This window comes from Pseudomonas sp. GM25, assembly GCF_000282255.1.
Lineage (GTDB): Bacteria > Pseudomonadota > Gammaproteobacteria > Pseudomonadales > Pseudomonadaceae > Aquipseudomonas > Aquipseudomonas aphyarum.
In genome coordinates this window covers 146,721-160,852 of record NZ_AKJQ01000029.1, presented here as the reverse complement: position 1 = coordinate 160,852, position 14,132 = coordinate 146,721, and the positions used below count along the sequence as shown (strand labels likewise).

Genomic DNA, 14,132 nt, shown 5'->3' with positions numbered 1-14,132 from the left:
GACGTAAATCGGGTTTATGATGCCGGACGGCAGAATAATAGAAGTCCCCCCAGGGATGACCTCGACCCCTTACGGAGCGCGCAATGCAGACTTTGTTTCCGCAGATCAAACCTCACGCACGGCACGATCTGGCCGTCGATGACACCCATACGCTGTACGTCGACGAAAGCGGTTCACCGGAAGGTTTGCCGGTGGTGTTCATCCACGGAGGTCCCGGCGCCGGGTGCGACGCCCAGAGTCGCCGCTACTTCGATCCGAACCTGTATCGCATTGTCACCTTCGACCAGCGCGGTTGCGGTCGTTCCACGCCCCACGCCAGCCTGGAAAACAACACCACCTGGGATCTGGTCGAAGACCTCGAGCGCATTCGTAAACATCTGGGCATTGATAAATGGGTGCTGTTCGGCGGTTCCTGGGGGTCGACCCTGGCGCTGGCGTACGCGCAGACCCACCCGGAGCGCGTGCATGGTCTCATCCTGCGCGGGATCTTTCTCTGCCGTCCGCAGGAAATCGAATGGTTCTACCAGGCTGGCGCCAGCCGTCTGTTCCCCGATTACTGGCAGGACTACCTCGCGCCGATTCCGCTGGACGAGCGCGACGACCTGCTCAGCGCTTTCCACAAACGCCTGACCGGCAACGACCAGATCGCCCAGATGCATGCGGCCAAGGCCTGGTCGACCTGGGAAGGGCGCACCGCGACCCTGCGTCCGAATCCGCTGGTGGTCGACCGCTTCTCCGAGCCGCAGCGCGCCTTGTCGATCGCGCGGATCGAATGCCACTACTTCACCAACAATGCGTTCCTTGAGCCAAACCAGCTGATCCGCGACATGGGCAAGATCGCCCATCTGCCGGGCGTGATCATCCACGGCCGCTACGACGTGATCTGCCCGCTCGACAACGCCTGGGAACTGCATCAGGCTTGGCCGAACAGCGAGTTGCAGGTGATTCGCGATGCCGGCCACGCCGCGTCCGAACCGGGCATCACCGATGCACTGGTGCGCGCCGCCAGCAAAATGGCCCGGCGCCTGCTCGACCTGCCGCCCGAAGAAGCATGAGGGGTCTGTTGCAGCGCGTGAAAGGCGCGCGGGTCGAAGTGGCGGGCGAGGTGGTCGGCAGTGTCGATCAGGGTTTATTGGTGCTGGTGGCGGTCGAACCCGACGACACGCCGGCCAGCGCCGACAAACTTCTGCATAAGCTGCTTAACTATCGAGTGTTCAGTGACGCCGAGGGCAAGATGAATCTGTCCCTGGCGGATGTGGGCGGCGGGTTGCTGCTGGTCTCTCAGTTCACCCTCGCTGCCGACACCAAAAGCGGGTTGCGCCCGAGTTTCTCGACCGCCGCCCCTCCGGCGCTGGGTGAAGAATTATTCGACTATCTATTAAGCAAAGCGAAACAGATGCATGGCACAGTGGCATCAGGTAGATTCGGCGCGGATATGCAGGTGCACCTGGTCAACGATGGCCCGGTAACCTTCCTGTTACAGACATGAAAGCGCTTGAAACATCTTTTTAAGGGCTTTTCGACTGAAAACAGGGAATTTTCGCGATAAATACTTTGTTACCCCTGATGCGTTGTCACGCGGGCTACTAGATAATCGCGCGCTACGGGGATCAGCGTTCGTTGGTCCATTTTGACTTAGGTAGAGACTTGTCCGGATCCGATTGGGGAATCATTTTGACCCAGCGGAGTCGGAACAATGCTCGCCAACTTGGCAAGGGTGTCCTGAAAGGTCGGTTTTTTTGTACCGAATCCCTCACAGGCACTTCATCTGGCCGTTGGTTTATTGATCTGTTTTCGGCGAGGGTTGCTCGTGATTGTTAGTCCCTGTAATGCAGCAAAATTGTCTGCCAAACGCTTGCGCAGCGCTCTGGTAGCGGGCTCGGCAGTACTCTGCCTGCTCAGCGCCGGCCAGCTTTGGGCATTCAATCTTGACGATGTGTCGGCCAAGGCCAAAGAGCTGGCCGGGCAGAAGTTCGAAGCCCCGCGCAGCAACCTGCCGAACGAATTCCGTGAAATGAAATTCGCGGACTATCAGAAAATTCGTTTCCGCACCGAAAAAGCCGAATGGGCCGACCAGAAGAACCCGTTCAAGCTGTCCTTCTATCACCAGGGCATGCACTTCGATACGCCGGTGAAAATCAACGAAATCACCGCGAACACCGTCGAAGAGATCAAATACGATCCGAGCCGTTTCGATTTCGGCGACCTGCAGTTCGATCCAAAGGCCACCGAACAACTGGGCTACGCCGGTTTCCGTGTCCTGTACCCGATCAACAAGGCTGACAAGCAAGACGAAATCATGACCATGCTGGGCGCGAGCTACTTCCGCGTTGTCGGCAAGGGTCACACCTACGGTCTGTCGGCCCGTGGCCTGGCGATCGATACCGCTTTGCCGTCCGGCGAAGAATTCCCGCGTTTTCGCGAGTTCTGGATTCAGCAGCCAAAGCCGGGCGACAAGCACCTGGTGATCTTCGCCCTGCTGGATTCGCCACGTGCGACCGGCGCCTACCGTCTGATCCTGCGTCCGGGCAGCGACACCATTGTCGACGTCAAGGGCCAGATGTACCTGCGTGACAAGGTCGGCAAGCTCGGCATCGCGCCGCTGACCAGCATGTTCCTGTTCGGCGCCAACCAGCCGTCGAAAGTACTTAACTACCGTCGTGAACTGCACGACTCCAGCGGTCTGTCGATCCATGCCGGCAACGGCGAGTGGATCTGGCGCCCACTGAACAACCCTAAACATTTGGCTGTCAGCCAGTTCAGCGTCGAGAACCCGCGTGGTTTCGGTCTGCTGCAACGTGGCCGTGACTTCAGCCACTACGAAGACCTCGACGACCGCTACGACAAGCGTCCAAGCGCCTGGATCGAGCCGAAGGGCGACTGGGGCAAAGGCACCGTCGATCTGGTCGAGATCCCGACCGCCGACGAAACCAACGACAACATCGTTGCGTTCTGGAGCCCGGAAAAACTGCCGGAGCCTGGCCAGCCGCTGGACTTCGCCTACCGCATGCACTGGACCATCGACGAAGCCGCGCTGCACGCGCCGGACAGCGCCTGGGTCAACCAGACCCTGCGTTCGACCGGTGACGTCAAGCAATCGAACCTGATCCGTCAGCCGGATGGCAGCGTTGCCTACCTGGTCGACTTCGAAGGCCCGTCCCTTGCCGCTTTGGCCCCGGATGCGGACGTTCGCAGCCAGGTCAGCGTCGGCGACAACGCCGAGCTGGTCGAGAACAGCGTGCGCTACAACCCTGAAACCAAGGGCTGGCGCCTGACCCTGCGGATGAAGATCAAGGACGCGAGCAAGTCCACCGAGATGCGCGCGGCTCTGGTGCAGCCAGTGGTCACCGCTGATCTGGCCAAGTCTGCGGTGCCGACGTCCAACTCGTCGGTAGCCAAAGCCGACAAGGTTGCTGCCAAGCAACAAGAGAAAGCCGACAAGGAAGCCAAGGCTGCCGAGGCCAAACAGGCCGACGCCAAGCCGGTTGCAGATGCCAAGGACAAGGCCAACAAAGACGCCAAGCAGCCAGCCGCTGCGGACGCGGCCCCAGCCACACCGGAATCGGCACCGACTGAAGAAGTCCTGACCGAGACCTGGAGCTATCAGTTGCCTGCCGATGAGTAACTCTCAAGTACAGCCAGAGACTCTGTCCGAGTACCTGGCGCATCTGCCGATGACCGACGAGCAGCGCGCGGAACTCGCGGGCTGCCAGTCCTTCAGCGAATTGCATGAACGCCTGTCGTCCAAGACCTTTGACGCACCGACCGAAGCCGCCCAGGCTTCGGTGGGCAAGCGCCTGACCCTGAGCACCGCCGAAGAGCTGCAAGACGCGGAAATGCTGGTGCTCGACGCCAGCGGCCGCGTCAGCATGAAGGCCACGCCGCCGATCCGTCGGACCAAGGTCGTGCCGGAGCCGTGGCGCACCAACATTCTGGTGCGTGGCTGGCGCCGCCTGACCGGCCGGACCAACCCGCCGCAACCGCCGAAGGACGCCAACGTGCTGCCGGCGGCGCGCTGGCGCACGGTCGGTTCGATCCGTCGCTACATTCTGCTGGTGCTGATGCTGGGTCAGACCATCGTCGCCGGCTGGTACATGAAAGGCATCATGCCGTACCAGGGCTGGTCGTTCGTCGATCTGGAAGAAGTCCTGCATCAACCGCTGCTGCAAACCGCCACGCAAGTGCTGCCGTATGCGCTGCAGACCAGCATCCTGATCATGTTCGGGATTCTGTTCTGCTGGGTGTCGGCCGGTTTCTGGACTGCGCTGATGGGCTTCCTCGAATTGCTCACCGGCCACGATAAATACCGGATCTCCGGTAAAAGTGCCGGCAACGAGCCGATTCCGAAGGACGCACGCACCGCACTGGTGATGCCGATCTGCAACGAAGACGTGCCTCGGGTGTTCGCCGGTCTGCGCGCGACCTTCGAGTCGGTCGCCGCTACCGGTGACCTGGACCGTTTCGACTTCTTCGTCCTCAGTGACAGTAACGACACCGACATCTGCGTTGCCGAGCAGCAGGCCTGGCTGGACGTCTGCCGCGAAGCCAAGGGTTTCGGCAAGATCTTCTATCGCCGCCGTCGCCGTCGCGTCAAACGCAAGAGCGGCAACCTCGACGACTTCTGCCGTCGCTGGGGTGGTGACTACAAGTACATGGTCGTACTTGACGCCGACTCGGTCATGAGCGGCGAGTGCCTGACCAGTCTGGTGCGCCTGATGGAGGCCACTCCGGACGCCGGTATCATCCAGACCGCACCGCGCGCTTCGGGCATGGACACGCTATATGCACGCATGCAGCAGTTCGCCACCCGTGTGTACGGTCCGCTGTTCACTGCCGGTCTGCACTTCTGGCAGTTGGGTGAATCCCACTACTGGGGTCACAACGCGATCATCCGCATGAAGCCGTTCATCGACCACTGCGCCCTGGCGCCGTTGCCGGGCAAGGGTGCGTTCTCCGGTGCGATCCTCTCTCACGACTTCGTTGAAGCTGCGCTGATGCGCCGTGCCGGCTGGGGCGTGTGGATTGCCTACGATCTGCCGGGCAGCTACGAAGAACTGCCGCCGAACCTGCTCGATGAGCTCAAGCGTGACCGTCGCTGGTGCCACGGCAACCTGATGAACTTCCGTCTGTTCCTGGTAAAAGGCATGCACCCGGTGCACCGCGCGGTGTTCCTGACCGGCGTGATGTCTTACCTGTCGGCACCGCTGTGGTTCTTCTTCCTGGTGCTGTCGACCGCGCTGCTGGCGGTGAACACGCTGATGGAGCCGCAGTACTTCCTCGAACCGCGTCAGCTCTATCCGCTGTGGCCGCAGTGGCACCCGGACAAGGCGATCGCGCTGTTCTCGACGACCATCGTGCTGCTGTTCCTGCCGAAGCTGCTGAGCATCATCCTGATCTGGGCCAAGGGTGCGAAAGAGTTCGGCGGCAAGTTCAAGGTGACCCTGTCGATGCTGCTGGAGATGCTGTTCTCCATGCTGCTGGCGCCGGTGCGGATGATTTTCCACACCCGTTTCGTTCTGGCCGCGTTCCTCGGCTGGGCCGCGACCTGGAACTCGCCGCAGCGTGACGACGACTCCACGCCATGGAGCGAAGCGGTCAAGCGTCACGGTCCGCAGACCCTGCTGGGCTTCTTCTGGGCGCTGCTGGTGATCTGGCTGAACCCGAGCTTCCTGTGGTGGCTGGTGCCGATCGTCGGTTCGCTGATGCTGTCGATTCCGGTGTCGGTGATTTCCAGCCGCGTCGGTCTGGGCCTCAAATCCCGTGACGAGAGCCTGTTCCTCATCCCCGAGGAATACAATCCGCCACAGGCGCTGCTGGCCACCGATCAATACACCCACGAAAACCGCTGGCACGCGCTGAACGACGGCTTCGTCCGCGCCGTGGTCGATCCTCAGCAGAACGCCCTGGCGTGCTCGCTGGCGACTTCGCGTCACGGTGAGGCCGAGCCGATCGAATGGCTGCGTCAGGAACGTGTGCGTCACGCGATCAAGGTCGGCCCGGCCGGGCTGAACAACCATGATCGTCTGCAACTGCTGAGCGATCCGGTGGCCCTGGCCCGTCTGCACGAGCAGGTGTGGGCCGAAGGTCACGCCCAGTGGCTGGACGCATGGCGGGCTTCGGTGAAAGCCGATCCCCATGCGCCGCTGCTGCCGCTCAAGCCGGTGAGCTTGCAGGCGCAACCGGCTTGATGAAGAAACCCCGCGAAAGCGGGGTTTTTTTTGCCTGCCGATTACCGTCGCGGATCACTCGTTCCCACGCTCTGCGTGGGAATGCAGCCCGGGACGCTCTGCGTCCCATCCGGCACCAACCGATCAAAAAACCTTGTGCAAACGGACGAGTGCGTTAGCATCCGTCCCCGAATTGGCGCACCCGGACAATCTTGTCCATTTCTGTCGGTTTTCGCGCCGCAAACGCAATGGTTTTGGGGACTTGAAGATGAAGAAGTATCTGTCGATGCTGCTGGTCGGCGTCACGGCACTGGTTGCAGTCAATGCGGCGCAGGCCGGCGCAATCGATGACGCGGTCAAGCGCGGCTCGTTGAAAGTCGGTATGGATCCGACCTACATGCCGTTCGAAATGACCAACAAGCGCGGCGAAATCATCGGTTTCGAAGTCGACATCCTCAAAGCCATGACCAAGGCCATGGGCGTCAAGCTGGAGCTGGTGTCCACCGGTTACGACGGGATCATCCCGGCGCTGATGACCGACAAGTTCGACATGATCGGCAGCGGCATGACCCTGACCCAGGAACGCAACCTGCGCCTGAACTTCAGCGAACCGTTCATTGTGGTCGGCCAGACCCTGCTGATCCGCAAGGAGCTGGAAGGCACCATCAAGTCCTACAAAGACCTGAACACCGCCGACTACCGCATCACCTCCAAGCTCGGCACCACCGGCGAGATGGTCGCCAAGAAGCTGATCTCCAAGGCCAAGTACCACGGCTACGACAACGAGCAGGAAGCCGTGCTCGACGTGGTCAACGGCAAGGCTGACGCCTTCATCTACGACGCGCCGTACAACGTGGTTGCGGTGAGCAAGGTCGGCGCCGGCAAACTGGTGTTCCTCGACAAGCCGTTCACCTACGAGCCGCTGGCGTTCGGTCTGAAGAAGGGTGACTACGACAGCATCAACTTCATCAACAACTTCCTGCACCAGATCCACGAAGACGGCACCTACGATCGCATCCATGACAAGTGGTTCAAGAGCACCGAGTGGCTCAAGGACATGGAATAAGGCCCGTCCGCTGATCGTTCCCACGCTCTGCGTGGGAGCGCATCCTGTGACGCTCCGCGTCACGATCAGGCACGGACGCAGAGCGTCCCCGGCGGCATTCCCACGCAGAGCGTGGGAACGATCATCTGAGAATCTGCAATGAAACAGAAAAAAGCCCAATGGCCCTGGCACGTCCTGACCGTGCTGGTGCTGGTCGGCCTGGCCGGCGCGCTGTATTACGCCACGTCGCTGATGTCCTACGAATGGCGCTGGAACCGCGTGCCGCAGTACTTCGCCTACCAGGCCGAGGAAACCCAGCGCGCGACTGACATTTCCACCGTCAGCGAACTGGTGCGCAAGGGCGGCAGCGCGCAGGTCACCCTGCGCAACGATGCCGGTGACGAGCAGCACCTCACCGTCGACGAAAACAGCCTGCAATTCGCTCAGGGCGACGATGTGGCCGAAGGCGACGTCGTGGGCGTGACGCGGCATTGGGCGGCGGGTCCGCTGTTGTGGGGCCTGTGGACCACGCTTTGGCTATCGGTGGTGTCCGGGGTGCTGGGCCTGCTGATCGGTCTGGCGACCGGGCTGTGCCGGTTGTCGAGCAACCCGACCCTGCGCGACCTGTCGACCATCTATGTCGAACTGGTGCGCGGCACGCCGCTGCTGGTGCAGATCTTCATTTTCTATTTCTTCATCGGCACGGTGATGAACCTGTCCCGGGAATTCGCCGGGATCGCCGCGCTGTCGCTGTTCACCGGCGCCTACGTCGCGGAAATCATCCGTTCCGGTGTGCAGTCGATTGCCCGTGGCCAGAACGAGGCGGCGCGTTCGCTGGGTTTGAGCGCTGGTCAGTCGATGCGTCATGTGGTGCTGCCGCAAGCGTTCAAGCGCGTGCTGCCACCGTTGGCCGGGCAGTTCATCAGTCTGGTCAAAGACACCTCGCTGGTGTCGGTGATCGCCATCACCGAGCTGCTGAAAAGCGGTCGTGAAGTCATCACCACGTCGTTCTCGCCGTTCGAGATCCTGTTCTGCGTCGCCGGCCTGTACCTGTTGATCAACCTGCCGCTGTCGAAAATCGCCAGCCGGCTTGAGCGGAGGCTCGCGCAAAGTGATTGAAGTCCGCGATCTGGTAAAAGTCTTCGACACCCGTGGGCAAGTGGTGCGTGCGGTGGATAACGTCAGCACCTCCGTGGCCAAAGGCGAAGTGCTGGTGGTGATCGGCCCGTCCGGTTCCGGCAAATCGACCTTCCTGCGTTGCCTCAATGGTCTGGAAGAATTCGATTCCGGCTCGGTGAGCATCGACGGCCTGCAACTGGCCGACCCGAGAACCGACGTCAACGCCTACCGCCGTGAAGTCGGCATGGTGTTCCAGCATTTCAATCTGTTCCCGCATATGACCGTGCTGGAGAACCTGTGCCTGGCACAGAAAGTCGTGCGCAAGCGCGGCCAGAAGGAAAGCGAGGCCAAGGCTCTGGCATTGCTGGAGAAGGTCGGCATCGCCCAGAAGGCCCGCGAATATCCGTCGCGCCTGTCCGGCGGTCAGCAGCAGCGCGTGGCGATTGCCCGGGCGCTGGCGATGGACCCCAAGGTCATGTTGTTCGACGAACCGACCTCGGCCCTCGACCCGGAAATGGTCGGTGAAGTGCTGGACGTGATGAAGAACCTGGCCGTGGAAGGCATGACCATGGTCTGCGTGACCCACGAAATGGGCTTCGCCCGGGAAGTGGCGGATCGGGTGCTGTTCTTCGATCACGGCAAACTGCTGGAAGACGCCTCGCCGTCAGAGTTCTTCGATGCACCGAAGGATCCGCGAGCCCAGGCGTTCCTGCGGCAAGTCCTCTAAACGCAGGGCAAAAAAACGCAGCCATTGGCTGCGTTTTTTTGTGTGCGCGGTTTACACCTTGAACCGGCCCACCAGCGTTTGCAGGTGAGTGCCCAAACGCGCCAGCTCGACGCTGGAGGCCGCCGTCTCTTCACTGGCCGCCGAGGTCTGGTCCGAGACATCCCGCACGTTCAGCACGCTGCGGTTGATCTCTTCGGCCACGGCGCTCTGCTGCTCGGCCGCCGCAGCGATCTGCTGGTTCATCGCCTGAATCGCCGACACGGTGCGGGTGATGCTTTCCAGCGAACCGCCGGCGCGACGGGTCAGCTCGACGCTGCTGTCGGTCAGGGTGCGGCTGTTGTCCATGATCGTCGCCACTTGCTGCGTGCCGTTCTGCAGGCCGACGATCAGCTCTTCGATCTCTTCCGTGGACTTCTGAGTGCGCTGGGCCAGGCTGCGGACTTCGTCGGCAACCACCGCAAAACCACGTCCTGCTTCACCGGCACGGGCGGCCTCGATGGCGGCGTTGAGGGCCAGCAGGTTGGTTTGCTGGGCCACGGACTTGATCACGTCGAGCACGCTGCCGATTTTGTCGCTTTCGCGCTTGAGCTCGCCCATGGCCTCGGTGGAGTGGCCGACTTCAGCAGCCAGACGTTCGATCTGGGCGATGGCCTCGCCAACCACCTTGTCGCCTTCGCGGGCCTGCTGGTCGGCGGCGACCGCTGCTTCCGAAGCTTCCTCGGCGTTGCGTGCGACTTCCTGCACGGTGGCGGCCATTTCGTTCATGGCGGTCGCGACCTGGTCGGTCTCGATTTTCTGATTGTTCACCCCGGCGCTGGTCTGCTCGGTCACGGCGGACAGTTCTTCGGCGGCGCTGGCGATCTGGGTCACGCCGTCGCTGATGCCGCCGATCAGTTCGCGCAGGCCTTGAGTCATGCTCTGCATCGAGCGTTGCAGTTGACCGAGTTCGTCGCGGCGCAGAGACACCAGGTTGTGGGTCAGATCACCGGCGGCTACGCGCTCGGCGACTTTCAGGGTTTGCTCCAGCGGGATGATGATCTGGCGGGTGATCGCCCAGGCGGCGAGCAGACCGAAGGCCACGGCCAGCAGAGTGGCGATCAGCAGCTGGTTCTTGGCGCTGGCGGCATCGGTGTCGCGGACGATGGTCTGGGATTCGGTGAGTTTCTTGCTGACGTCGAGCAGGATGTCGCCCTGAGCGGTCATGCGAGCCATGGCCTTGGCGTTGTTCACCTGGGAGTCGCGGAACTGGCTGACAGCAGCGCGGTAGGCCTTCAGCGATTCGGTGGCCTGTTGCAGGTTGGCGATGTGTTGCTCGGGCAGTTTGCCGGGCAGGCTTTCAAGATTGTTCAGGGCGGCGGCGATGGCATCCAGCGCCGGTTGTTCTGCGTCGGCCTTGCCGCTATAGGTGTAGCCGCGGACCTGATAGCGCGCCTGTTGCAGCAGTTTGCTCAGTTCGATCACGCTGTTGAACTGCGCGACGCTGTCGCCTTGCAGCAGGGATTTTTCGACTTCGCTGACCTTGGCCACGGCGTTGTCGGCGCTGGCGCCGAGTTTGCTGCGGGCGTCTTCACGCTGCACGGTGGCCTGGGTCATGTCGCCAAAGGCGCGTTTGTACTCGGCGACTGCCGCCAGTTGCTGATCGATCATGGCCACGTCGGACGGTTGCTCGATCATGCCACGGGCGCTTTGCAGGCCGCTGTCGAGTTTGCCGAGCAGGTCGTTGACCGCGCCGGGGCCCTGTTCGCCACGACGGGCTTCATAGTCCAGGCGCGCCAGGCGCAGGTCTTTGGTCAACTCGTTGAGGCTGGAGATGAACCCGAGCTTGTCGCCCCGGCTGATGATCCCGCTCATGCCGGTCCAGCCGGTAAAGGTGATCAACAGCGTCAGCAGCAGCACCAGGCCGAAACCGATTCCCAGCTTGCGTTTGACGCTGACGTTTCCAAGATTCTCGGCTAACCAACGGTACATGCGACGACTCCCCTCGGACCACTAACTAATTGGACTTATGGAGAGTGTATCGGCCGCATGATGGCAATCTGTAACGCGATTTGTCTGGAGAAGGGCTTAGAACAGAAGCGCTCAGAACAGCCGGGCGAGCAGCGCGGTGACGGCGGTTTCGACCCGCAGAATGCGGTCGCCCAGTTGCACCGATTGCAGACCGGCCTTGGCCAGCAGATCGATTTCGTAGGGAATCCAGCCACCCTCGGGGCCAATGGCCAGGGTTACCGGTTCGCTGAGGGCGCGGGGGCAGGGCGGGAAGTTCCCCGGATGGCCGACCAGACCGAGGGTGCCGTCGGTGATGGCCGGCAGGCGGTCTTCGACGAACGGCTTGAAGCGCTTCTCGATGATGATTTCCGGCAGCACCGTATCCCGGGCCTGTTCGAGGCCGAGGATCAGTTGTTCGCGGATCGCTTCCGGTTCGAGGAACGGCGTCTGCCAGAAGCTTTTCTCGACCCGGTAGCTGTTGACCAGAATCACCTTCGACACGCCCATGGTCGCCACGGTCTGGAACACCCGGCGCAGCATCTTCGGGCGGGGCAGGGCGAGTACCAGGGTCAGCGGCAATTTGGCCGGTGGTGGTTGATCGAGGGTGACTCGCAGCTCGGCTTCGCCCGCGTCCAGGCGCAGCAGCTCGGCCGAGCCCATCAACCCGTTGATACGCCCGACCCGCAGGCTGTCGCCGACTTCCGAACGGTGGACTTCCTGCATGTGGGTCAGGCGCCGATCACGCAGCACGACGCGGTCGGCCGCGATGAAGTCGGCCTCTTCGAGCAGCAGCAGGTTCATGGCTGAGTCGCTGGCGGCTGGTCGTTGTGGTCGTCGGCGGTTTCTTCCGGGCGCTCGCGCTTGCTGACCAGACTGCCGAACAGGATGCCGACTTCGAACAGCATCCACATCGGCACGGCCAGCAGGGTCTGGGAGAAGATGTCCGGCGGGGTCAGGATCATGCCGACCACGAAGCAGCCGATGATCACATACGGACGGATCTTCTTCAGGTATTTGACGTCGACCACGCCGATCCACACCAGCAACACCACGGCCACCGGGATTTCGAACGCCACGCCGAAGGCGAAGAACAGCGTCATGACGAAATCGAGGTAACTGGTGATGTCGGTCATCATTTCCACGCCGGCCGGAGTGGCCGAGGCGAAGAACTTGAAGATCAGCGGGAACACGAAGAAGTAGGCGAATGCCATGCCGGTGTAGAACAGCAGGATGCTGGAGATCAGCAACGGCACCGCGACGCGCTTCTCGTGCTTGTACAGGCCCGGTGCGATGAAGCCCCAGATCTGATGCAGGATCACCGGGATCGCCAGGAACAGCGAGACCATCATCGTCAGTTTCAGCGGCGTCAGGAACGGCGACGACACGTCGGTGGCGATCATCGTCGCGCCGGCCGGCAGGTATTCGCGCAGCGGCGTCGAGACGAAGGTGTAGATCTGCTGGGTGAAGGCAAACAGCCCGGCGAAGATAATGAAGATCGCCGCGACGCAACGCAGCAGGCGGGTGCGCAACTCGGTGAGGTGCGAAACCAGCGGCATATGCTGGTCGTTTTCGGGGAGATCGCTCATGGGGCTCGCGGCGGCAGTGTTGGGTCGTGAGGCGCTGGTGTGGTCGGCGCGGCGGTTTGGGCTACGTGTTCAACCGAGGCTGGCGCGACGACAGGCGCTGGTTCGGTTGGCGCTACAGCAGGTGCCGCTGGCGTTGGAGCGGCAGGGCTGTGAATCGTCTGCTCACCCACGTGCTCGACCGGCGTCGGCTCCTGCTGAACGGGCGTGAAAATCTTCCGCGCCTCCTGTTCCAGCGACAGGATGTGCTCGTTGTGCAGTTGCCGACGGATTTCGTCGGCACCGATTTCACGCTCAACTTCCTGTTTGATCGCGTTGAAGCTGCGCTTCAGCCGTCCGACCCACAGGCCGGCGGTGCGTGCAGCGCCCGGCAGACGCTCGGGGCCCAGCACCAGCAGGGCGACGAGGCCGACGAGCAGCAGTTCAGAGAAGCTGATACCAAACATTAGTCAGTGCTCACACGTCTTTGCGGATCGGCTCTTCGACTTTCTGCGCCTGCACGTCGATGGTGTGCGGCGGGTTGGCCTGAGCGGTGGCTTGCGGCTGTACCGGTGGAACCGGCTGCGCAGGCGTGACGGTCGGATCGGCCGGTTTTTCGTCGTCGTTCATGGCTTTACGGAAGCCCTTGATCGACTCGCCAACGTCGGTGCCGAGGTTTTTCAGTTTCTTGGTACCGAACACCAGTACCACGACCACCAGGATGACGATCCAGTGTTTCCAGTCAAAAATGCCCATGTTGCTGTTCCTCTCTAATAGTTGTTCAGGCGGACGGACGCGAGGCTTTCTCGACGTGTCCGGACAGGCCGAAACGGCGATCCAGTTCATCCAGCACTGCCTGCGGATGCTGCCCCAGCTGGGCAAGCATGACCATGCTGTGGAACCACAGGTCGGCGGTCTCGTAGATCACGTCGCTGCAGTCGCCGCTGACGGCGGCGTCCTTGGCGGCAATGATCGTTTCGACCGATTCTTCGCCGACTTTCTCCAGAATCTTGTTCAGACCCTTGTGATACAGGCTGGCGACATACGAGCTGTCGGCGGCTGCGCCCTTGCGCTCTTCCAGCACCTGAGCAAGGCGGGTCAGGGTGTCACTCATGTTTGTGTCCTGCGGAATAGATGGCGTGCGGGTCTTTCAGGATCGGGTCGACCGTTTTCCAGTCGCCGTTTTCGAAGACGCGGTAGAAGCAGCTTTGACGGCCGGTATGGCAAGCGATGTCGCCGATCTGTTCGACCATCAGGATGATGACGTCGGCGTCGCAGTCCAGACGCATTTCATGCAGCGTCTGTACGTGGCCGGACTCTTCGCCCTTGCGCCACAGCTTGCCACGGGAACGTGACCAATAGATGGCACGGTTTTCCGCCGCGGTCAGCTCCAGGGCTTCGCGGTTCATCCAGGCCATCATCAATACGCGTCCGGTCTTGTGATCCTGGGCAATCGCCGGCACCAGGCCATCGGCGTCCCACTTGATCTCGTCCAGCCAGTTTTTCATCTTCGACTCCGACAGCGA

General features: G+C 61.8%; 14 protein-coding genes and 1 pseudogene. 7 read left to right on the top strand and 8 right to left on the bottom strand.

Going from position 1 to position 14,132, the window contains the following annotated elements; all coding sequences use genetic code 11:
- Nucleotides 1-83 precede the first annotated feature (83 nt).
- From pip to PMI24_RS07510, 7 genes are all read left to right on the top strand, one after another.
- Nucleotides 84-1,055, top strand: coding sequence for a prolyl aminopeptidase (pip, locus tag PMI24_RS07540; protein WP_007952436.1), 972 nt, complete (start codon nucleotides 84-86; stop codon nucleotides 1,053-1,055).
- Nucleotides 1,052-1,489 carry a D-aminoacyl-tRNA deacylase gene (dtd, locus tag PMI24_RS07535; RefSeq protein WP_007952435.1) on the top strand — a complete coding sequence of 146 codons (438 nt, stop codon included), beginning with the start codon at nucleotides 1,052-1,054 and terminating at the stop codon, nucleotides 1,487-1,489. Before pip ends, dtd begins: the two co-directional genes overlap by 4 nt.
- A gap of 321 nt (nucleotides 1,490-1,810) precedes the next feature.
- Complete coding sequence (locus PMI24_RS07530) at nucleotides 1,811-3,625, top strand: glucan biosynthesis protein G (RefSeq protein WP_007952434.1); 1,815 nt, start codon at nucleotides 1,811-1,813, stop codon at nucleotides 3,623-3,625.
- The gene (gene mdoH, locus PMI24_RS07525; RefSeq protein WP_007952433.1) at nucleotides 3,618-6,188 is read left to right on the top strand and encodes a glucans biosynthesis glucosyltransferase MdoH; all 2,571 of its coding nucleotides are present in this window, start codon (nucleotides 3,618-3,620) and stop codon (nucleotides 6,186-6,188) included. Before PMI24_RS07530 ends, mdoH begins: the two co-directional genes overlap by 8 nt.
- A gap of 247 nt (nucleotides 6,189-6,435) precedes the next feature.
- A complete protein-coding gene (locus PMI24_RS07520; RefSeq protein ID WP_007952432.1) occupies nucleotides 6,436-7,233 on the top strand; it encodes a transporter substrate-binding domain-containing protein in 798 nt (265 codons plus the stop codon).
- A 138-nt stretch (nucleotides 7,234-7,371) separates the two neighbouring features.
- Nucleotides 7,372-8,331 carry an amino acid ABC transporter permease gene (locus PMI24_RS07515; protein WP_007952431.1) on the top strand — a complete coding sequence of 320 codons (960 nt, stop codon included), beginning with the start codon at nucleotides 7,372-7,374 and terminating at the stop codon, nucleotides 8,329-8,331.
- Nucleotides 8,324-9,058, top strand: coding sequence for an amino acid ABC transporter ATP-binding protein (locus tag PMI24_RS07510; RefSeq protein ID WP_007952430.1), 735 nt, complete (start codon nucleotides 8,324-8,326; stop codon nucleotides 9,056-9,058). The genes PMI24_RS07515 and PMI24_RS07510 overlap by 8 nt, the downstream gene beginning before the upstream one ends.
- Nucleotides 9,059-9,109: 51 nt before the next feature.
- Here the strand turns inward: PMI24_RS07510 and PMI24_RS29755 are convergent, their stop codons facing one another.
- From PMI24_RS29755 to hisI, 8 genes and pseudogenes are all read right to left on the bottom strand, one after another.
- Nucleotides 9,110-9,823, bottom strand: coding sequence for a methyl-accepting chemotaxis protein (locus tag PMI24_RS29755; RefSeq protein WP_371857706.1), 714 nt, complete (start codon nucleotides 9,821-9,823; stop codon nucleotides 9,110-9,112).
- A 141-nt stretch (nucleotides 9,824-9,964) separates the two neighbouring features.
- Nucleotides 9,965-10,909 (bottom strand): annotated as a pseudogene (locus tag PMI24_RS29750) (methyl-accepting chemotaxis protein); the annotation flags it as partial.
- A gap of 228 nt (nucleotides 10,910-11,137) precedes the next feature.
- Complete coding sequence (locus PMI24_RS07500) at nucleotides 11,138-11,845, bottom strand: 16S rRNA (uracil(1498)-N(3))-methyltransferase (RefSeq protein WP_007952426.1); 708 nt, start codon at nucleotides 11,843-11,845, stop codon at nucleotides 11,138-11,140.
- Complete coding sequence (gene tatC / locus PMI24_RS07495; RefSeq protein ID WP_007952425.1) at nucleotides 11,842-12,630, bottom strand: twin-arginine translocase subunit TatC; 789 nt, start codon at nucleotides 12,628-12,630, stop codon at nucleotides 11,842-11,844. The genes PMI24_RS07500 and tatC overlap by 4 nt, the downstream gene beginning before the upstream one ends.
- Complete coding sequence (gene tatB / locus PMI24_RS28740) at nucleotides 12,627-13,073, bottom strand: Sec-independent protein translocase protein TatB (RefSeq protein WP_007952424.1); 447 nt, start codon at nucleotides 13,071-13,073, stop codon at nucleotides 12,627-12,629. Before tatB ends, tatC begins: the two co-directional genes overlap by 4 nt.
- A gap of 10 nt (nucleotides 13,074-13,083) precedes the next feature.
- Nucleotides 13,084-13,362, bottom strand: coding sequence for a twin-arginine translocase TatA/TatE family subunit (locus PMI24_RS07485; protein ID WP_007952423.1), 279 nt, complete (start codon nucleotides 13,360-13,362; stop codon nucleotides 13,084-13,086).
- Nucleotides 13,363-13,387: 25 nt separating this feature from the next.
- Nucleotides 13,388-13,720 (bottom strand): phosphoribosyl-ATP diphosphatase, encoded by a 333-nt coding sequence (locus PMI24_RS07480; protein ID WP_007952422.1) that lies wholly within the window; start codon nucleotides 13,718-13,720, stop codon nucleotides 13,388-13,390.
- Nucleotides 13,713-14,114, bottom strand: a complete 402-nt coding sequence (gene hisI / locus PMI24_RS07475) for a phosphoribosyl-AMP cyclohydrolase (protein ID WP_007952421.1) — start codon at nucleotides 14,112-14,114, stop codon at nucleotides 13,713-13,715. The genes PMI24_RS07480 and hisI overlap by 8 nt, the downstream gene beginning before the upstream one ends.
- Nucleotides 14,115-14,132: the final 18 nt, after the last annotated feature.